A 19688-nucleotide genomic window follows, 5' to 3' on the forward strand; every position below is an offset into this window, starting at 1 on the left:
TATAAGGATAAATCTACAAAAATAAAAAATTAAAATTCTATAAACTTTAATTTAAATCTTATAATTAGTTTAATTACCTTTAGTTATTACTTTGTAGCATAACCTTAAATTTTTATATTATGAAAAATATAGTAATGATTTTAGCAACCGTAGGAGTTTTAAGTTTAAGCTCTTGCAAAAACACAGACAAGCAAGGAGTAATTGTTGACGATGCGAAACAAGCAACTATCGATTCAATGAAACAAGTCGCCGAAAAACAACGTATCATCGATTCGATGCAAATGGTAAATGCAAATGCTCAAAAAGAGAAAGAAGTAGTGGTTGTTCACGATCAGGCGCCGGCAGCAGCAACTCCGCAAAGAAAAAAATGGAGTGGCGCAGCTAAAGGAGCCGTAATCGGAGCCGGAGTTGGAGCGGTAACAGGAGCAGTTGTCAGCAAGAAAAAAGCGGAAGGTGCCATAATCGGTGGTTTGGCCGGAGCTGCAGTTGGAGCAGGAACTGGTGCCGTTATAGACGATAAGAAAAAATAATTTGCACCAAATATATGTTTAGGAAAGTCCGGTTTTAACCGGACTTTTTATTTATCAGGATATTTCAACCTAGTATAATTTATGGAAGCTCTAGTCAACTCTTCCAAAACAGACAGATTGATGTCTTCAAGTTTCTTTACATAAACACAGGCTTTCCCCGATTTGTTTCTGCCTAGTTTTTCTAATAGTTGCGCTCTGTTTTCGAATTCTGCAAAATACAATACGATAGCCTCTTTTCGGGGAGAAAATGCTGCTACAGGCATATCGCCTTCGTGTCCGCTTTCGTATTTGTAATGATAGTTACCAAAACCAATAATTGTTGGTCCCCACATTTTTGGGTCACAACCGGTAATGGCTTTAAATATTTCGACCAATTGAAAACTATCTTTTCGCTTTACTTCATTAGCCACTTTTTGGATAAATTCGGTAACATTTACTTCGGTTACTGTAGTTTTAATTTTTGCCATTGCAGTTTAATTTTTTTAGTAGTACAATCTGCCCTAAGTGGTAATAGCTGTGTTCAATCATCGCATCAATATTCCGGCGATAGGTTCCGTATTTCGCATCAACAAATACAGCATCTAGTTTTTCGTCCGGCAGCTGCTCAATCAAAGAAGCAAATTCTTCAGAGTCATTCCAAAATCTGGACAAAAAAGCTTCCCAATCCTTTTGAGACTGAATGGCGGGAAAATCAAAACTGTACTTATCGCGGATATCCAAACTTCCACCTTTAAAAACATTATTTATACCATTGATGTAATAATGAATATGCTGCGCTAACACAGCAATCGTATTTAAAGAACCGACTTGCTTTGTGGCAGTTTCCCAATCCAAATCCGCTAACTGATGTTTGTAATTGGTGTTGGCAACCCAGGTTCCGTTAAATATAATTTCCCTGAACCGACTTGAGATTTCTTCTGTGCTTTTCATTTAGTATTAAAATTGTTTTAGCTAAAATACAAATTTCTATTGTTTGGGAATTATATCAAATAACGAATAACCAAATCATTATATTTGTTTACCAAAAATTCCCGCCATGAAATTACTAAAGAAAATAGTTCTAGTTCTTGTAAGCCTAATTATCCTTATTGCTCTTGCCTTATTTATCTATCTCCAAACCACAAAACCTAAATACGAAGGCGAAGAAAACCTGGCGAATATATCCAAACCAACAACCGTTTACTTTGACGAATATGGTGTTCCGCATATTTATGCCGAAACACAAAAAGATGCCATGACAACCTTGGGTTATGTGCATGCGCAAGACCGATTATGGCAAATGGAACTGATGCGCCGAATTGCTCCGGGCAGACTTTCGGAAATCTTTGGAACACCGGTTTTAAAAACGGATAAATTCTTTGCTGGAATTGGTATCGATGAAAACTCAAAACAAGCGGTTGCAAATCTTGATAAGAATTCCCAAACCTATATTTTGGCAAACGCTTATCTCGACGGAATTAACCAATATATCGAACAGGGGAAAACTCCGGTTGAAATTCGATTACTCGGAATAAAACAGGAAAAGTTTACGTTGAAAGATGTCTATAACATCTTCGGTTTTATGTCTTTTAGTTTTGCGATGGCTCAAAAGACGGATCCTTTATTAACTGATATTCGTGACCGTTTCGGAATGGATTATTTAAAGGATTTTGGCATTCAAGGCGAATTCGGAACCAAGCAACTTAAATCCTATAAAGGCGATTATAAAGAATATGCTGAAATATCAAAATCGGTTGCCGATTTATTGGAAACATCACCGGTTCCGGCTTTTATCGGTAGTAACAGTTGGGTAATTGGCGGAGCGAAAACCAAAAACGGAAAAGTAATTTTGGCAAACGATCCACATATCATGCATTCGCAACCCGGAACTTGGTATGAAGCGCATATTGTCTGTCCGGATTATGAAATTTATGGTTACTATATTGCAGGAACGCCGTTTCCGCTTTTGGGTCATAATCATAATTACGCTTACGGTTTAACCATGTTTGAAAACGATGATGTCGATTTCTTTCAGGAAGAAGATAACCCTAACAATGACAAGCAATACAAAACGGTTGATGGTTACAAGAATTACACGTATCAACAAAAAATTATCAAAGTAAAAGATAGTGTTGACGTAAAGGTAAACGTAAAAACTTCCCAACACGGACCAGTTGTAAACGGTTTATTAGACGGATTGAAATCGGAAAAATCAGTAGCCATGTCATGGATATACACGCAGCAAAAAAATCAAATACTCGATGCGGTTTATCAATTATCTCATGCAATAAATTTAGAAAGTTTCCATAAAAACATTGAACTTATCAAAGCGCCGGGATTAAACATCATGTATGGTGATTACAGAGGAAACATTGCCTGGATAACTTCGGGGAAATTGTACAAAGTTGATAAATCGGTGAACACTAATTTAATTCTAAACGGTGCGAACGGTATTGATGACAAAAAAGAATTCCTTCCTTTTGCCAAAAATCCGGCAGCTATAAATCCGTCATGGAATTATGTTTATTCCGCAAACAATCAACCAGAGCCAATTGACGGTTATTTGTACCCGGGCTATTATCTTCCAAAAGACAGAGCGATGCGAATCGACGGATTATTGGCGCCAAAAAATAATTGGACAAAAGAAGATGTGAGTAAAATGATTACCGATAATACATCGGCAACAGCCGAAACCATTGTGTTGAATATGATAAAACCATTGAACGTTTCTCAATTTTCTGAAAATGAAAAGAAAGCATTGTCAGTTTTAAAAGAATGGAAAGCAACGCACAATCTGGAAGACATCGCGCCAAGCATCTACAACAAATGGCTTTATTTTTATCTGAAAGCTACTTTTGAAGACGAATTTGGAGCAGATAATTTCAAATTGCTACTAAGCACGCACATCATCAAACAAGTTATCGAAAATCAAACTAAAAACGTGGCTTCGGTTTGGTGGGACAATAGCAATACAAAAAACAAAAAGGAAAACCAATCCGAAATCCTGACACAATCGTTCAAAGAAGCAATCGCTTCATTAGAAAATCAATTGGGTTCAGATGTCAATCAGTGGCAATGGGAGAAAGTGCACAAAGTCGAATTCCAGCATCCAATTGGGAAAGTGAAATTGTTCAGCAAGTTTTTCAACGTGGGAACTTTTGGCATAGCCGGAAGCAATGAAGTAATCAATAACCAATTATTCATCTATACCGATGACGCTCAAATTCCGGTAAAAGGTGGACCATCAACCAGACGAATCATTGATTTTTCTGATATTGAAAACAGCTGGAGTGTATTGCCAACAGGACAATCAGGCAATCCGATGAGCAAGCATTACAGCGATCAAACGGATTTATTCGTGAATGGGAAATTCAGAAAAATGAAACTGAATGAAAAAGAAATTGAGGCAACATCAACAAAACTCATTTTCAAACCCAAAAAGAATTAAATTTGCACTCGAGGCCGCAAGGCCGAACTGTATGGAATAAAAACCGTTTAGTAAAAATAAATGCAAACTCCTCAAAAAATTGCTGTTGTTGGTTCGGGCTTAGTCGGAACTTTATTGGCAATCTACCTCAAGAAACAAGGTCACACGGTTCATGTTTATGACAGAAGTCCGGATATTCGAACTGTTGAATTCTCTGGTCGTTCTATCAATTTAGTAATGTCTACCCGCGGCTGGAAAGCCATGGAAGATGTTGGTTTGGATGATGAAATCCGAAAAATCGGAATTCCGGTTGACAAACGCGCCATTCATTTGAAAGACGGAAAACTCAATTATCAATATTATGGCAAAGATGGCGAAGCAATTTTCTCATTGTCACGTGGCGTTTTAAACCGAAGAATGATTGATTTGGCAGAAGCCGAAGGCGTTGAATTCTTCTTTAACCACAAAATTTGGGATGTCACTTTATCCGATGCTACTTTGCATATTGGCGATAGTGAAAGAGGCGAGTGGACCGAACTGAAATACGACAAATGTTTTGGTGCCGATGGCGCTTTCTCCAGAATCCGCCACAGAATGCAGCGTCAGAGTATGTTCGATTATTCACAGGAGTTCATGAAAATGGGCTACAAAGAATTGCATATTCCTGCCAATGTTGACGGAACGCATAAGATTGATAAAAACTCACTCCACATTTGGCCAAGAGGGAATTTCATGTTGATGGCTTTGCCCAATTTGGACGGAACTTTTACCTGCACTTTGTTTATGCCTTTCGAAGGTGAGAATTCGTTTGAGCTTTTAAAAGACGAAGCAATTCTGGTAGATTTCTTCGCGAATTATTTTCCCGATACCAAGGAAGTAATTCCCGATTTAGTGGAAGATTTTTTCAAAAATCCAACCAGTTATTTGGTGATGATGAAATGTTTTCCGTGGACACACACGGATAAAGTTGCCTTGATTGGCGATTCGGCGCATGCGATTGTTCCGTTCTACGGACACGGAATGAATGCGGGTTTTGAAGATATTACTGTTTTGAGTGAAATGATTTCAAAATATGGCGATGACTGGGAAACCATTTTTAAGGAATACGAAACTTCAAGAAAACCCAATGCGGATGCGATTGCGGAATTATCATTTCGAAATTTTATGGAAATGAGTTCCAAAACAGCCGATGAGAAATTCTTACTCCAAAAGAAAATAGAAAAATGGTTCTCTGACAAACATCCCGATAAATGGATGCCGTTATACAGCAGAGTAACCTTTAGTTTGCAACCTTATTCCGAAGCCTTGGCGATTGGCGATTTGCAAAATAAAATCATGGAAGAAGTGATGCAACTGCCCAACATTGAAGAAAAATGGAATAGTGAAGAAGTCGAAAACAAAATCATAGCATTATTGAAATAAAAAGTCCCGAGGAATCGGGACTTTTTGTTTACTCTTCTCTGTGTACCTTGTTAAAATCAAAAGCAGGTTTGCAAATCGCAATGTATTCACAAGGCTCGTCAAACGGATTGGAATATTGAACCCGCGTATTCTTCTCAATTTTTATGGATTGCCCTGTTTCTAAAACTACAGTTTCCCCATCAATAATAAATTGCTTTTTCCCCGAAATGATATACGTGTATTCGTCAAATTCGGGAGTTTGAAAAGGTTCGCTCCATTTTGGTGGCGCAATCATGTGTGCAATCGAGATTTCTGAATTTCCTGTAGTTGGAATTCCGTGATGTTCTTCAATTACTTTTCCATCGGTTGTGGGAACAACAAATGGTTCTTTCTGTATAAAATACTTTTTCATTGGTTAAGTATTATTAATCCCAAACATATTTCCAGCTTCCATCTTTTTGTCTTTTCCAAACGGTATGAAAGCGGCCTTTAAAATCTTTTTTGTTTCCTACTGAATCGGTTGTTGTCCAAACGAATTTTCCGTAAGTATAGCCCAAAGTTCCATCAGCAGAAACATCCACGAAATCGGGTTTCCAGGTTACCGTAGCTTTTAGAAATTTCGGATTTGAATAGTACTTCTTGATGTTTTCCTTTCCTTGAATTAAGGTATCGTTTTCACGTTTAATAACTGCATTGCTATCTGCGTAAGCGTAAAAAGCTTCGGCAATTCCTTTAGATTGTGAAAGATTTTTGAAATCGTCTTCGGCTTTAGCTACTTCAGCTTTCAGAGCATCAGGACTAACAGTTTCTGTTTTTTTGGAACAACCAATGACCAACATCGTTAATGAGAGTAGAATTAATTTCTTCATAATATTATTTTTTAAATATAAAATAAACTGCCAAAACTAAAAAGCAAAACCCAATGGCATGATTCCATCGGAAGCTTTCGTTTTTAAAGAAAATCATCGAGAAAATGACAAATACGATTAGCGTAATTACTTCCTGAATGACTTTGAGCTGCATTAATGAAAATGGTCCGCCATTTCCTTCGTAACCCATTTTGTTGGCCGGAACCTGAAAGCAATATTCAAACAAAGCCAATCCCCAACTTATTAAAACTATCGTAATCAATCCAGCGTTTTCAAACCATTTGAGTTCCTTAAATTTTAGGTGACCATACCAAGCCAATGTCATAAAAACATTTGAAAGAATTAGCAAGCCAATAGTTAAAAAACTTTTCATATTGTCATTGCGAGGCACGAAGCAATCTCATAATCAACTTCAATGTTTCTCTTTAAATTGTAATTATATCTTTTATTTCTTCAAATAAATCAATCCAGTTTGGATTAATGCTTCTAATCAACTCTATCTTTTTTTCTCTTGAACCTCCTTTTAATTGCTTCTCTCTTGCTATTGCATCTCCTATCATTTGATACTGTTCGTAATAAACCAATTTATTAAGATTATATCTTGCAGAAAATGAATTTTCATAACGCTTTTCTATATGTTCTAATATTCTTTGAGGCAAATTTGAAGTAACTCCAATATAAAATGTATTGTTGTACTTGTTTGTTACTATATAGATAAAACCGGGTTTCATATTGCTCAAGTTTATGAGATTGCTTCGTGCCTCGCAATGACTAACGTTTGAATATTTTACTTAACACTCCAAAAACGCCACGAATAAATGTTGCACTAGTCACTACTTTCACCACCGATTTTCCGATAACAGAAGCGGTGCTTGGCTCGTTGCTTTCCTGCTTGGTTTCTTCCTGAGCTTGCGCTTGTGCTTCTGCCTGTTGAATAGCTCCTTCAATCTTTTTGGACAGAATTTCATAAGCGCTATCACGGTCAATTTCTTCGGCGTATTTTCTAACCAATTTCGATTTGCCATTGATTTCTGTAATTTCAGCTTCAGTCAAAACATCCATTCTGCTCATCGGTGCACGCATCATGGTTGCTGCTAATGGTGTTGGAATTCCCTTTTCGTTCAAGGCTGTTACAAAAGCTTCGCCAATTCCTAGACTGGTCAACACTTCATCGGTTTTATAGTAAATGGAACTCGGATAATTGTCGGCTGTTTGTTTGATGGCTTGTCTGTCATTTGCAGTGAAAGCGCGTAAGGCATGTTGGATTTTCAATCCCAATTGCGCCAAAACACTAGCCGGAACGTCCATCGGATTTTGAGTTACAAAATAAACGCCAATGCCTTTGGAACGAATTAATTTTATAATGGTTTCTATTTGGTCTAACAATGCATCGCTCGCTTCATTAAAAATCAAATGCGCTTCATCAATAAAAATAACCAATTCGGGCTGTTCAGCATCTCCTTTTTCTGGCATTTGCTGATAGATTTCGGCTAATAAACTCAACATAAACGTAGAGAATAATTTTGGTTTATCCTGTATATCCGTCAAGCGGATGATGTTCACGTAACCTTTTCCGTTTTCGTCAATGCGCATCAAATCGTCAATCTCAAATGACTTTTCACCAAAGAAAATATCGCCGCCTTGTTGTTCTAATTCAATAATCTTACGCAGAATGATTCCTGTGGTTGCCGTAGAAATCTTTCCGTAGTTTTCTTCAATTTCCTCTTTTCCTTCTTCTGTTATATAATTCAGTACTTTTTTGATGTCTTTCAAATCCAGAAGCGGCATTTTTTGATCATCACAATATTTGAAAATTACTGAAACAACACCTGTTTGTGTATCATTCAAATCGAGAATTCTGGAAAATAAAACCGGACCAAACTCAGAAACGGTTGCTCTAAGTCGGACGCCATTTTGCTGCGAAAGCGACATCAATTCTACAGGAAAAGAAGCGGTAGCATAAGGAATGCTTATTTTGGCGTGACGTTCAGTGATAAAAGGTTTTTCTTCGCCTTCTTGGGCAATTCCCGAAAAATCACCTTTGATATCCATCATCAAAACCGGAATTCCGAAAGAAGACAACTGTTCCGACAATACCTGAATCGTTTTTGTTTTCCCTGTCCCTGTGGCGCCGGCAATTAATCCATGACGGTTTAATGTTTTTAAAGGTACTTTAACAAGAGTGTCGGCAACCGCTTCTCCATTTAAAATGGCGCCGCCAAGCGTAATACTCTCTCCTTTTGAAGTGTAACCTTCGTTAATATGTTTACTGAAATCGGATGCTGTTGCCATTTGCTTTTTTTTAGATTATAAAGATATTACAAAGTAATGTATTTTTTCAAAAGCAAGGAAATGTTAATTGTTTTCAAATTGGAATAAAAAAGACTTAATTTTAAATGTTGAAAAAAAGTTTGGTTAAAAAATACATTTTCAAAGCTTTTGACGTTATACATAATAAATAAGCAGTAAAACTCTGAAAATCATAACTATTTTTATGTAATATTTAATGATTGTTTGGAATGACGGAATCGGTCATTAATTGCGAATTAAATCGATGTAGTATTAATGTTAAAAAAAGTTTTTTTATTACAAGTAAAAAATTAAATTTGCTCCTAATCAAGTTTATTAACAACTAAAACTTATAAAATTATTTAAAAATTAAAAATTTAAAAAAATGGCAAACGTTAAAAAAGAAGGCGGTTCAAAAGGTGTAGGAATGGTTTCAGGAATCATTATCTTATTATGTATTTTCGTGGGTTGGATTATCTGGCAATTTATTATGGGTAATGGTGCAAACTTTGAAGGTGGAGTAAACACAGGTCACCCACTACCAGGAAATTATTTAGCAATGGTATACAAAGGTGGACCAATTGTACCAGTTTTGATGGGATTATTATTAATGGTGGTTGTGTTTTCATTTGAGCGTTTTTCAGTTATCTCTAAAGCAGCCGGAAAAGGGAATTTGGATGCCTTTATGAAAACGATCCAAGGAGATATTAAACAAGGGAAAATTGATGAAGCTATCAGTGCATGCGACAAACAACAAGGTTCAGTTGCAAATGCAGTAAAATCAGCTTTAGTAAAATATCAAGAAGTTAAAAAAGAAGGATTTACAAGTGAAGAAGCTTCTGAAACTATCCACAAAGAAATCGAAGAAGCAACAGCTCTTGAAATGCCAATGTTAGAGAAAAACTTGACTATCATTTCAACATTGGTTTCTCTTGGAACTCTTGCAGGATTATTAGGAACTGTAACAGGGATGATTAAAGCGTTTGGAGCTTTAGCTTCTACAGGAACTCCAGATCAGGCAGCATTAGCAAATGGTATTTCTGAAGCACTTATCAATACAGCAACTGGTATCTCTACTTCTGCTTTAGCAATTGTAACTTACAACTTCTTTACTTCTAAAATCGATACATTAACTTACTCTATTGATGAGGCAGGTTCTACTATCGTGAACACATACAGAAAATTCAGAGGAAGTTTAAAATCATAATACAATTATAGAGTTTCTATTAATTGTTATAAAACAAATAAATAATGGGTAAAATAAAAATGCATAAAAAGTCAACATCCATCGACATGACTGCGATGTGTGACGTAGCGTTTCTTTTGCTTACATTCTTTATCTTAACGGCAACGGCTAAAGTACCTGAGCCACTACCAGTAGATACGCCTTCCTCAACTGTGCAGACAAAATTGCCGGAAACAGGTTTGGTAACGATTACGGTAGGGAAAAGCGAAGGAAAAGAGCAAGTGTTTTTTGGAATGAAGGATAGAGCAATACGTTCTGGAGCCCTTGAATATATGTCCAGTAAATATAAAGTTGACTTCACAGACAAGGAAAAGACTGAATTCGAACTTATGGATGAGTTTGGTGTTCCTGTTGAGGGACTGAAGCAATTGCTGGCAATGAAAGGTTCAGACAGAGCTAAAAAAGGAGTGCAGCCGGGAATGCCTTGCGACTCTATAAACAATCAATTGCAAGATTGGATACAAGGCGCCAGAAAAGCAAACATTGAAAATGGAGGAACGAAAGAACTTCAATTTGCAATCAAAGGCGATGCTAAAGAAGAATATCCACAGATTAAAAGAGTTATGGATATTTTGCAGGATCAAAAAATCAATAGCTTTAATTTAGTTACTGGTTTAAGAGGAAAAGACTATTAATATATTTAATAATATTATAAAATGGCTGAATTAAATACCGGCGAAGGCGGCGGCAAAAAAGGCAGTGGCAAGGTAAGAAGTAAGAAATCCAACGCAAAGGTAGATTTAACTGCCATGGTGGATTTAGCTTTCTTGCTGATTACTTTCTTTATGCTGACAACATCTTTATCAAAACCACAATCTATGGATTTGGGTTTGCCTGATAAAGAAGATAAAAAAACGCCACCAAAAGACATAAAAGTTGATCAAAAAAGAACCATGACTATCATCATGGGTAAAGACAACAAAATAAAATGGTTTCACGGTCTTATTGAAAATCCTGAACCAGGAGGAAAACCAACAGATGCTGTTTACGGTAAAAATGGTCTTCGTAAAGAAATCTTGAAAAGAGTAGTTTCGGTTGGCGAGTATGCCAAGACGAGACCAAGTTATAAAAAAGGGGATGGTTTGATTGTAATTATCAAGCCAAGTAAAAAATCAACTTATAGAAATTTGGTTGATGTTTTAGATGAAATGGCAATTTGTAAAGTGCCAACGTATGCCATTGTAAATGACATTACTCCGGAAGAACAAAAACTAGTAGACGAAATGAACAATTAATGTTCCAGTGCTAATCAAAAATATACTAAAAAATGAAATTAGACTTATTTAATAGACAGTGGATCGACATCGTTTTTGAAGGACGTAACAAAGCGTATGGTGCGTATGAGTTGCGTAAAGAAAATCCAAAAACGACACTTCGCGCCCTTATTATTGGAGCATTAGTTTTTGGGTTGGCAGTAAGCGCACCGCTTATTATCAGCTTAATCCCGGATATGTCAAATGAAGACGCATCTTTGGATCAAAAAATCGTAACGATTAAGATGCCTCCAAAAGAAGAGAAAAAGGATCTTCCACCGCCACCACCACCACCTCCAAAAGTGGATCAGGTGAAATTTGTTAAGCCTGTTGTGGCTAAAACAGAAGAAGTTGTAGAAGAACCACCAAAAGTGGAAGAAATAAAAGATAAAAAACTGGGAGCAGAAACAATTAAAGGTGATGAAAATGCACCATTAACAGTTGAGCCAGTTGGAACGGGACCAAGTGTGGTTGAAGAAGATAACAACATCTATAACACTGCAGGTATAGAAGTAAAACCGGATTTCCCAGGAGGATTGGATAAATTCTACAAATTCGTTGGTAAGAATTTTCAAGTTCCGGAAGAAGAAGGGTTAAAAGGAAAAGTATTTGTAACGTTTGTTGTTGAAAAAGACGGATCGCTTACAGATATTAAAGTACTTAGAGATATCGGTTACGGAACAGGAAAAGAAGCTATCAGAGTTTTAAAATCTTGTCCAAAATGGAATCCCGGAGAACAAAATGGTAAAAAGGTAAGGGTATTATATTCTTTGCCTATATCAATCCAATCAGCAGAATAGATGATTTCAAAATTCATCGAAAATTTTCAGAAGAAATCGCTTAAAGAGCGGTTTCTTCTCGTTATAGGCATTTTGTTTTTTTTGATTTATTTAACATTAGGCTTACTAATCATATTTTGGAAGTCACTACCTTTAACATTAGAATATAAATACAGAATTGTTTTTGGAATTTTACTGATAGTATATTCTTTTTTACGATTTTTGCGTTTCTTTAATAAAGAAGAATAAATTTAGAAATGAATAAATTAACCAAGACACTCGTTGGCTTTGCTTTATTAACCCTGCTTTTCGTTTTTTCCTGTCAGAAGAAAAATGATAAAGGTGAGGATACAATACTGGAAGGGAAAGCTACGGTATATGTTGATGAGTCAATATTGCCAATCGTGGAAGATGAAGCTGCCGTATTTGAAACAGAATATAATGCCAAATTACAATTGATTTCAAAATCAGAAAATGAAGTAATCAATGATTTGTTTAATGACAAAGCAAAAATTGTAATCTTAACAAGAACACTTACTGCGAAAGAATTAAAAGCTTATAAAAGCAAAAAAATCACACCAAGAATTACACCTTTTGCAACCGATGCTGTTGCTTTTATTAAAAGCAAAACAACCAACGACACTTTAATGGCATTACAGGATGTTGTTGATTTTGTTCACGGGAAAACTGTTCCAAACATTAAAGGATTGGTTTTCGATAATGCGAACTCGAGTACAGCGAGATATATTTCTGAAATTTCAGGAGTTTCAGTTAACAATCAAAAAAACATTTTTTCATTCAAAACCAATGAAGAAGTTTTAAAATATGTTGCCAAAAATAAAGGCATGGTTGGAGTCATAGGAATGAATTGGATTTTTCAACCGCCATTAGATTTACAAGAAACTGTTGATAATGTAAATGTGTTAGGTGTTAAAGGCATAAACGAATCGGAATATTTCTTCCCAACACAAGATAATCTGGCACAAGGGAAATATCCTTTGGCACGCCATTTGTATATCGTCAATTGTCAAGGATATTCTGGACTCGGAATGGGATTTGGTTCCTTCCTAACAGGAGAAAGAGGACAACGCATCATTTTAAAATCAGGGCTAGTTCCTGAGCGAATTCCAACTAGAAAGATCAGAATTAGAAACACAATTTCAAAAGATAAAAATTAAATAGAAGAAGATGAACAAGTTTAAAATTTTCAGCTTAGCGTTAGTAGCAACAACCATTGCGAAAGCACAAGATTTAGAGCCAGCGAAGAAAGCTATTGATGCTGAACAATTTGAAAAAGCAAAATCGTTGTTAAAATCAGTTATACAAGCAAAACCTTCAAATGGTAAAGCGGCATTTCTTTTAGGAACCATTTACCTAAAACAAAATATTTCCGATTCTGCCTCAATCTATTTTCAAAAAGGATTAGCAGCAAGCGAAGGTGCAAGATTGAATAATATTGGTTTAGGTCAATTAGATTTGGATGCAAATAACAAAGCAGCTGCACAAGCTAAATTTGATTTGGTCATCAAAGAATTGAAAAAGAAAGACACCGAAGAATATGTATATATTGCTCGTGCTTTCATGAATGCTGATAAACCGGATTATAAAAGTGCTATTGCCGTTTTGACAAAAGCAGCAACAGCCAATCCAAATGATGCTCAAGTACAATTAGCATTAGGTGATGCCTATTACGGAGATAAAAATCAAAATGATTCTTATGTCGCTTACAGAAATGCGTATCAATTTGATAATAGTTTAATCAGAGCAAAAATGCAGTTGGGTGTTTTGTTAAAAGGAGCCAAAGCGTATACAGAAGCTGTAAAAGCATACAACGAAGTAATTGCAATCAATCCAAATTATGGTCCGGTTTATCGTGAATTAGCGGAAACTTACTATTTATGGGGGAACAATATTCCAAAAACCTATGATGAAAACATTAAAAAAGCCTTAGGGTTTTATGAAAAATACATGAGTTTGACTGACTATTCAATCACTTCACGTATGCGTCATGCTGACTTTTTAATCTTGGCAAAAGATTACAAAGCACTGGAATTGGAAGCTAACAAGATGAAAGAATTAGATGGAGTTAACCCAAGAATTTTGCGTTACTTAGGTTATTCAGCTTATGAAAACGGAAATGTTGATGTAGCTTTAACGTCATTGCAAAATTATACTGCAAATCCAACTAACAAAATTATCCCTCGTGATTATTTGTATTTAGGTCAAGCCAAAATTAAAAAAGGAGCTAGTGCTGATGGGAAATTGATTGATCCAACACAGTTAGCATCCGGAATTGCAGATTTAAAAAAGGCAGTTGAAATGGAGCCATTAGCGGCTAATGAGTTGAATGAAATTGGAAAAAAATTGTACGACCAAAAAGCATTCGGTGCAGCGGCGGCAGTGTTTGAATTGGCGGTTACCAATCCAAATTCTAAAAATTATTTGATTGACAATTTCTATCTTGGAAACTCACTTTACTATGACAACACCAGAAAAGATATTGTAAAGCCAGATCCAATTGCGTTGCAAAAAGCAGATGTTGCTTTTGGAAATGTAATTACAGCATCACCAACAACACAGGATGCTTACCTTTTCAGAGCAAGAACTAACAGACTATTGGAAAATGACAATATGATGGCTACTTACTACCAACAATATATTGATGTAGTAACGGCAAAAGGTGAAGAGGAAGTTACTAAAAACAAAGCTAAGTTTATTGAATCATACAACAATATAGCATCAGCTTTAGCGAATACTGATAAAACAAAAGCAAAGGAAATGCTAAACAAAACCTTAGCACTTGATCCGGCTAATGCGTATGCGCTTGAAGCAATGAAATTATTAAAGTAAAAAAGAATAGCATTTTTAAAAACCGTCTCGATTCAAAATCGGGGCGGTTTTTTGTTTAAAAGGACTTATCTTTGCCGACTAGATTAAACAAAATGTTATCAAAAGAAACACAATTGGCCGTTGAAAAAGGAGAAATGCTTCCGCTTATGGAAGAGTTTTATACGATTCAGGGCGAAGGATTTCATACAGGAACGGCTGCTTATTTTATTCGGATTGGAGGTTGTGATGTAGGCTGTCATTGGTGTGATGTAAAAGAAAGTTGGAATGCCGAATTGCATCCACCAACAGCAACGGATATTATTGTTACCAATGCAAAGAAATATGCCGATACAGTCGTTGTGACTGGTGGTGAGCCTTTGACATGGGACATGACTTTGCTTACCCAAAAATTGAAAGACAAGAATCTAAAAGTGCATATCGAAACTTCCGGAGCTTATCCGGTAACAGGAACCTGGGACTGGTTTTGTCTTTCGCCAAAGAAAAATAAATTGCCGGTTGCCGATGCTTATGCGATTGCCAATGAGTTAAAAGTGATAGTTTACAACAAACACGATTTCATTTTTGCTGAAGAACAAGCTGCCAAAGTAAATAGTAATGCTATTCTTTTCCTGCAACCTGAATGGAGTAAAAAAGAAGAAATGACGCCGCTTATTGTCGATTATGTAATGAACAATCCAAAATGGAGAGTGTCTTTGCAAACCCATAAATATTTGAATATTCCTTAAAATCATTATATGAAACTAATTAAGTTGTTTCTGTTTGTCCTATTGCCAATTTCCGGATTTTCACAAATTGGAGGAGAAGATGAAGTTTATCTAAATGGTGACAGGATTGAAGCTAAATTCAGAGGCGGCGGAATTGACAACTTTACAGCATTTATAAATAGAAATTTCGATTATTCAAAAGTTACCAAAGCCGGAAAGCTCGAAGGAGCATTTACCATTGATGAACAAGGAAACGTAACCAAAATAAGAATCACTCAGGTTTTAGACCTAGAATCGGCAACAGAATTTATTAGGGTTTTGAAGATGTGCCCAAAATGGGAACCAGCAAAACGTGGTGGAAAACCAATCAGCATTGAAATAAAATATCCAATGGTTTTTAATGTTAAACCAAAGCCTTCAGAAAATGATTCTGAAGTAAAAGAAATTAATGAAAACTCAAATAGAAATGAAGGTAAAAGGCCTGGCGGATTGTCTAAGTTTTATGAATATATAAATAAAAATTACAAGCTTCCTGATGCTCCAGGACTGAAAGGGCAAGTTATAGTTAGTTTTGTTATTAATGAAGATGGAAGTATTGGTGATTATAAAGTCGTCAAGGATTTAGGATACGGAACAGCGGAAGAATTAATAAGAGTTTTAAAGACAACAGGCAATAAATGGACACCAGCAAAAAAGAATGGTAAGCCAGTAAAGACACCTTTTACTTTGCCTTTAACTATTGATATTCCAGAATAGTTGCATATGAAATCACAATTCCTATTGGACCAAAATATTACTTTCTTAAATCACGGGTCTTTTGGTTCTTGCCCAAAGCCTGTTTTTGAAGAATTCCAACGCTTTCAACGAGAATTGGAATTGGATCCTGTTGAGTTTATTGTCAAGAAGCAACCAAACTATTTAAAAACAGCTAGGGAAAGTTTGGCCAAGTTTGTGGGTTGCCAAGCCGGAGATTTGTTTTTTACTTCCAATCCAACCTATGCGATTAATGTTATTATGCGAAGCATAAAGCTAAATCCGGGAGATGAAATTTTGGCTACCAATCATGAGTATGGTGCCATGGACAGAACGTGGAATTTCTATTGCAAAAAATCCGGAGCCAAATACATTCGTCAAAATATAAGTTTACCTATTGTCTCTAAAGAACAAGTCATTGAAGAATTCTGGAAAGGCTATAACAAAAACACCAAAGTAATTTTCCTGAACCAAATGTCGAGTGCCACAGCTTTGATTTTTCCGGTAAAGGAAATTTGTGACAGAGCAAAAGAACTGGGCTTAATAACAATCGTTGACGGCGCACATGTTCCCGGTCATATTGATTTAAATATTTCAGAACTAAATCCGGATTACTATACAGGAACTTTGCATAAATGGATGCTGGCTCCAAAAGGCAGTTCATTCTTATATGTAAAACCAGAACTGCAAAATGATTTAGAGCCTTTGGTTGTTAGTTGGGGTTACGAAAGCGTAGCGCCGGGCGAAAGCCAGTTTTTGGATTATCACGAATTGCAAGGAACACGTGATGTTTCCGCTTTTTTGTGTACGCCAAAAGTGATTGAATTTTTAGAGAAAAACAATTGGTCTGCAGTTTCGAAAGAATGCAAGCAAATAGTTTTTAATAACTACCAACGCTTTTGTGATTTGCTAAATACAAAACCACTTAGTCCAATTACAGAGGAATTTTTAGGGCAGATGGCGAGTGTTCCTGTTAATACTAACAAGCCATCGCAACTAAAGGATGTATTGTATTCAAAATATAAAATCCAGGTTCCGGTGATGCCGTTGAACGATAAAATTTATATCCGGTTTTCAATCAATGCTTATAATTCTCAGGAAGATTTAGACATTTTGTACCGTGCTTTGGAAGAGATTATTAAAACAACGGATTTGATTCAAGTGTAGATTTCTAGCCCAGATGGAAGCGGCATCCTTTTTACGTCAGTTCGAGTTGGCGAAGCCAGTATCGAGAACTAGTAAAAAGATAGAGCGAACAGCCGGAAATAGCTCCTAAACTACTTCCAGTTTTCTCTTTTCTTGAGTTCGGTAATATGAGCCAAATGGTGGTTGCAATGCCATTCATAAAGACAAATCATTTCGCGAAGCTGGAACTCCTTATTGTGTTCAGGATGAATGTAAGCCATTTCTAAATCGAATTCAGATAGACTTTTCATTACAAACGCTAGTCGAAAATGCAGTCCTTCCAGAAATTGAAGCGTAGGTTCAATCGGCATGGTTTTGTTGTCAATGCCTTCTGCCCAAAGATTTTCATAATAGAATTTTATCGTCGGATTATTTTCTGTCATCGTCCATTTCAGTCGGATAAAACAATTCATATGACTGTCGGCGCAATGATGTACAACCTGACGAATCGTCCAGCCTTGAGGACGATACTGGGTTTCGAGTTGTAGATTTGATAAATGCTGAACTTCGGCTTTTAATTTTTGAGGAAAAGTTTCAATCGTTTGTATGGCTTTCGCCAAAATTTCAGAAGTATAAACTTGAGGTGCTTCAAATAATCCAATCGGATAACGCAGTTTTTCTAATTCAGGATTTTCCATAATCAAAGTGTGAGTTTTGCTAAATAATCAAAATGTTTGCCTTCAAGAACCAATTCGCATTGCAAGCCATTGGCATGTGCCGCATTTTGCAACGTATTATAATCCAAATAAAGCCAAGGAAAGGCTTCTTCGGTTTCGCCTTTGTAGTTAATGGAAAAAGTCAGTTCGCCATAATAACTGTCAGCCGGAACCAAATAACTTCCGTCGTCATCGGCATCAAACATATAAATGATGTCAGAACTGTCAAGTAAGATTTGCCCATTCGGATTCAAAAGCGATTTTAGTTTTTGTAGATATTTCGAAGTTTCAGCTAATGTTCCAAAAATGCCCGTTCCGTTCATTAACAACAGAATCGTATCGAAGCTTTCTCCTTTCAAATCTATAATATTTTGAACCTTGGCATTTTTTAAATCGCGAAGCTGACAGGCTTTGATAGCATTTGCCGAAATATCAATGGCTGTCACATCAAATCCTTTTTCCTGAAGATACAAAGCATGACTTCCGGCGCCACAACCTACATCGAGAACTTTTCCTTTGCAAAGCTGTAATGCTTTTTTTTCGAGTTTTGGCATTTCATTAAAACTTCTGAAAAGATATTCCACACTCATGTCATCTGCTTCCGAAATGTTGGTTTCGGTAACCAAATCTTCTGGCGAATTGTCAGTTTGAAAATCGAGTATGGCTTTTCCGAAAAGATCTTTCATATGAGTTTATTCGGTTATTTGGTTATTCGGTTATTCGTTTTATGTAATTTTGCACCATGAGTTTGAAACCTTCCTTAAACGAGATTCAAAAGTTAGCCAAAGATAAGCATATCGAAAACAAAAAGTATTTTGATAAGCTCAAAAAGAAAGCGCCCAAAAACCTTGATTATGTGATGCAGGAATTACACGATGCCGAATTCAAACGAACAGATTGTTTGAAATGCGCGAATTGTTGCAAAACCACTGGGCCGTTATTTACTTCAGCTGATATTGAACGGATTTCAAAACATCTGAAACAAAAACCACAACAATTTATCGACCAATATCTTCGCATTGATGAAGACAAGGATTATGTACTGCAAAGTGTTCCGTGTACGTTTTTGGATGCTGAAAATTACTGCATGATTTATGATGTGCGTCCAAAAGCCTGTCGTGAATTTCCACACACCGATAGAAAGAAGTTTCAACAGATTTCCGATTTGACTTTGAAGAATGTTGCTATTTGCCCTGCGGCTTATAATATTGTGGAAGAAATGAAGAAAAAATTACCGTTATAATTATGAAATCGCCACTATTTAATTGTTTGTATAGCAAACAATCACAAAAGCGATTCCATGTGACCCATAAAAAACAATGACAAATACACATGAAAATATATAAATCAAAAATAGATTGGTGGCTGGGATTGCCATTACTATATCCTATTTTTTTGAGTGTTACAAGTATGATTGAAGGAGAATGGATTGGTTATCCTGTATTTATCTTTTTCCTACTGTTTATTGTTTTTATTTCAAAATCTACCAGATATATTATTGCAGAAAATCAACTAATTGTTAAATCCATGTTTGTTGTAAACGATAGGATAGACATTTCAAAAATTAGGAAAATAGAAAAAACGAATAGCATTTTGAGTTCACCGGCATTATCATTAGATCGAATAGCGATTAAGTTCAACAAGTTTGATGAAGTTTATATTTCCCCAAAAGAAAAGCAAAACTTCCTTACAGATTTGCTTCAAATCAACCCAAATATAGAAGTCAAGGTATAATAAAGGGTTGCGTTTTGCGTTATTGATAAAAGA

General features: G+C 36.0%; 23 protein-coding genes. 14 read left to right on the forward strand and 9 right to left on the reverse strand.

The genetic code is table 11. The annotated features are described in order from the left end of the window. The first annotated feature begins 119 nt into the window (after positions 1–119). Complete coding sequence (locus tag GS03_RS05315) at positions 120–530, forward strand: YMGG-like glycine zipper-containing protein (protein WP_136151529.1); 411 nt, start codon at positions 120–122, stop codon at positions 528–530. A 47-nt stretch (positions 531–577) separates the two neighbouring features. Here GS03_RS05315 and GS03_RS05320 read toward each other — a convergent pair whose 3' ends face one another. Both GS03_RS05320 and GS03_RS05325 read right to left on the reverse strand, forming a co-directional pair. Further along, complete coding sequence (locus GS03_RS05320; RefSeq protein ID WP_136151530.1) at positions 578–997, reverse strand: DUF1801 domain-containing protein; 420 nt, start codon at positions 995–997, stop codon at positions 578–580. Beyond that, positions 984–1460, reverse strand: coding sequence for a DinB family protein (locus GS03_RS05325; RefSeq protein WP_136151531.1), 477 nt, complete (start codon positions 1458–1460; stop codon positions 984–986). Before GS03_RS05325 ends, GS03_RS05320 begins: the two co-directional genes overlap by 14 nt. Positions 1461–1566: 106 nt before the next feature. Here GS03_RS05325 and GS03_RS05330 point away from each other — a divergent pair, with 106 nt between their 5' ends. Both GS03_RS05330 and GS03_RS05335 read left to right on the forward strand, forming a co-directional pair. After that, positions 1567–3957 carry a penicillin acylase family protein gene (locus GS03_RS05330; RefSeq protein ID WP_136151532.1) on the forward strand — a complete coding sequence of 797 codons (2391 nt, stop codon included), beginning with the start codon at positions 1567–1569 and terminating at the stop codon, positions 3955–3957. A 60-nt stretch (positions 3958–4017) separates the two neighbouring features. Continuing rightward, complete coding sequence (locus GS03_RS05335; RefSeq protein WP_136151533.1) at positions 4018–5358, forward strand: FAD-dependent oxidoreductase; 1341 nt, start codon at positions 4018–4020, stop codon at positions 5356–5358. 28 nt (positions 5359–5386) lie between these two features. Here the strand turns inward: GS03_RS05335 and GS03_RS05340 are convergent, their stop codons facing one another. From GS03_RS05340 to GS03_RS05360, 5 genes are read right to left on the reverse strand one after another with little or no spacing between them, the layout of a single operon-like run. Further along, on the reverse strand, positions 5387–5749 hold the full coding sequence (locus tag GS03_RS05340) for a cupin domain-containing protein (protein WP_136151534.1): 363 nt from the start codon (positions 5747–5749) through the stop codon (positions 5387–5389). A gap of 13 nt (positions 5750–5762) precedes the next feature. Then, entirely contained in the window at positions 5763–6206 is a 444-nt protein-coding gene (locus tag GS03_RS05345) for a YybH family protein (RefSeq protein ID WP_136151535.1), read from the reverse strand. A 4-nt stretch (positions 6207–6210) separates the two neighbouring features. Continuing rightward, entirely contained in the window at positions 6211–6579 is a 369-nt protein-coding gene (locus GS03_RS05350) for a DMT family protein (RefSeq protein WP_136151536.1), read from the reverse strand. Positions 6580–6631: 52 nt separating this feature from the next. After that, positions 6632–6937, reverse strand: coding sequence for a GIY-YIG nuclease family protein (locus GS03_RS05355; protein ID WP_136151537.1), 306 nt, complete (start codon positions 6935–6937; stop codon positions 6632–6634). A 40-nt stretch (positions 6938–6977) separates the two neighbouring features. Then, entirely contained in the window at positions 6978–8498 is a 1521-nt protein-coding gene (locus tag GS03_RS05360) for a helicase HerA-like domain-containing protein (RefSeq protein WP_136151538.1), read from the reverse strand. A gap of 382 nt (positions 8499–8880) precedes the next feature. Here GS03_RS05360 and GS03_RS05365 point away from each other — a divergent pair, with 382 nt between their 5' ends. The 9 genes from GS03_RS05365 (at position 8881) to GS03_RS05410 (ending at position 17247) form a co-directional block, all read left to right on the forward strand. After that, the gene (locus GS03_RS05365) at positions 8881–9702 is read left to right on the forward strand and encodes a MotA/TolQ/ExbB proton channel family protein (protein WP_136151539.1); all 822 of its coding nucleotides are present in this window, start codon (positions 8881–8883) and stop codon (positions 9700–9702) included. A gap of 44 nt (positions 9703–9746) precedes the next feature. Beyond that, entirely contained in the window at positions 9747–10376 is a 630-nt protein-coding gene (locus GS03_RS05370) for an ExbD/TolR family protein (RefSeq protein WP_136151540.1), read from the forward strand. A gap of 21 nt (positions 10377–10397) precedes the next feature. Continuing rightward, positions 10398–10976, forward strand: coding sequence for an ExbD/TolR family protein (locus GS03_RS05375; protein ID WP_136151541.1), 579 nt, complete (start codon positions 10398–10400; stop codon positions 10974–10976). A 32-nt stretch (positions 10977–11008) separates the two neighbouring features. Beyond that, the gene (locus GS03_RS05380) at positions 11009–11794 is read left to right on the forward strand and encodes an energy transducer TonB (protein ID WP_136151542.1); all 786 of its coding nucleotides are present in this window, start codon (positions 11009–11011) and stop codon (positions 11792–11794) included. Positions 11795–12030: 236 nt separating this feature from the next. Then, positions 12031–12951 (forward strand): PstS family phosphate ABC transporter substrate-binding protein, encoded by a 921-nt coding sequence (locus GS03_RS05390; RefSeq protein ID WP_136151544.1) that lies wholly within the window; start codon positions 12031–12033, stop codon positions 12949–12951. A 10-nt stretch (positions 12952–12961) separates the two neighbouring features. Continuing rightward, positions 12962–14623: a tetratricopeptide repeat protein gene (locus tag GS03_RS05395; RefSeq protein ID WP_136151545.1), complete on the forward strand. Its 1662-nt coding sequence runs from the start codon at positions 12962–12964 to the stop codon at positions 14621–14623. Positions 14624–14715: 92 nt separating this feature from the next. Continuing rightward, positions 14716–15348 (forward strand): 7-carboxy-7-deazaguanine synthase QueE, encoded by a 633-nt coding sequence (locus tag GS03_RS05400; RefSeq protein WP_136151546.1) that lies wholly within the window; start codon positions 14716–14718, stop codon positions 15346–15348. A gap of 9 nt (positions 15349–15357) precedes the next feature. Beyond that, positions 15358–16083: an energy transducer TonB gene (locus GS03_RS05405; protein ID WP_136151547.1), complete on the forward strand. Its 726-nt coding sequence runs from the start codon at positions 15358–15360 to the stop codon at positions 16081–16083. Between the two features lie 6 nt (positions 16084–16089). After that, positions 16090–17247 (forward strand): aminotransferase class V-fold PLP-dependent enzyme, encoded by a 1158-nt coding sequence (locus GS03_RS05410; protein WP_136151548.1) that lies wholly within the window; start codon positions 16090–16092, stop codon positions 17245–17247. Positions 17248–17357: 110 nt separating this feature from the next. Here the strand turns inward: GS03_RS05410 and GS03_RS05415 are convergent, their stop codons facing one another. Together GS03_RS05415 and GS03_RS05420 are read right to left on the reverse strand one after the other, a co-directional pair. Next, a complete protein-coding gene (locus GS03_RS05415) occupies positions 17358–17903 on the reverse strand; it encodes a YfiT family bacillithiol transferase (RefSeq protein ID WP_136151549.1) in 546 nt (181 codons plus the stop codon). Between the two features lie 2 nt (positions 17904–17905). After that, positions 17906–18607 carry a class I SAM-dependent methyltransferase gene (locus GS03_RS05420; RefSeq protein WP_136151550.1) on the reverse strand — a complete coding sequence of 234 codons (702 nt, stop codon included), beginning with the start codon at positions 18605–18607 and terminating at the stop codon, positions 17906–17908. A gap of 56 nt (positions 18608–18663) precedes the next feature. Between GS03_RS05420 and GS03_RS05425 the strand changes: the two genes are divergently transcribed. Continuing rightward, positions 18664–19164 (forward strand): YkgJ family cysteine cluster protein, encoded by a 501-nt coding sequence (locus tag GS03_RS05425; protein ID WP_394346370.1) that lies wholly within the window; start codon positions 18664–18666, stop codon positions 19162–19164. Between the two features lie 89 nt (positions 19165–19253). Then, complete coding sequence (locus GS03_RS05430) at positions 19254–19655, forward strand: PH domain-containing protein (RefSeq protein ID WP_136151551.1); 402 nt, start codon at positions 19254–19256, stop codon at positions 19653–19655. Positions 19656–19688 lie beyond the last annotated feature (33 nt).

It is taken from the genome of Flavobacterium sangjuense (assembly GCF_004797125.1).
Lineage (GTDB): Bacteria > Bacteroidota > Bacteroidia > Flavobacteriales > Flavobacteriaceae > Flavobacterium > Flavobacterium sangjuense.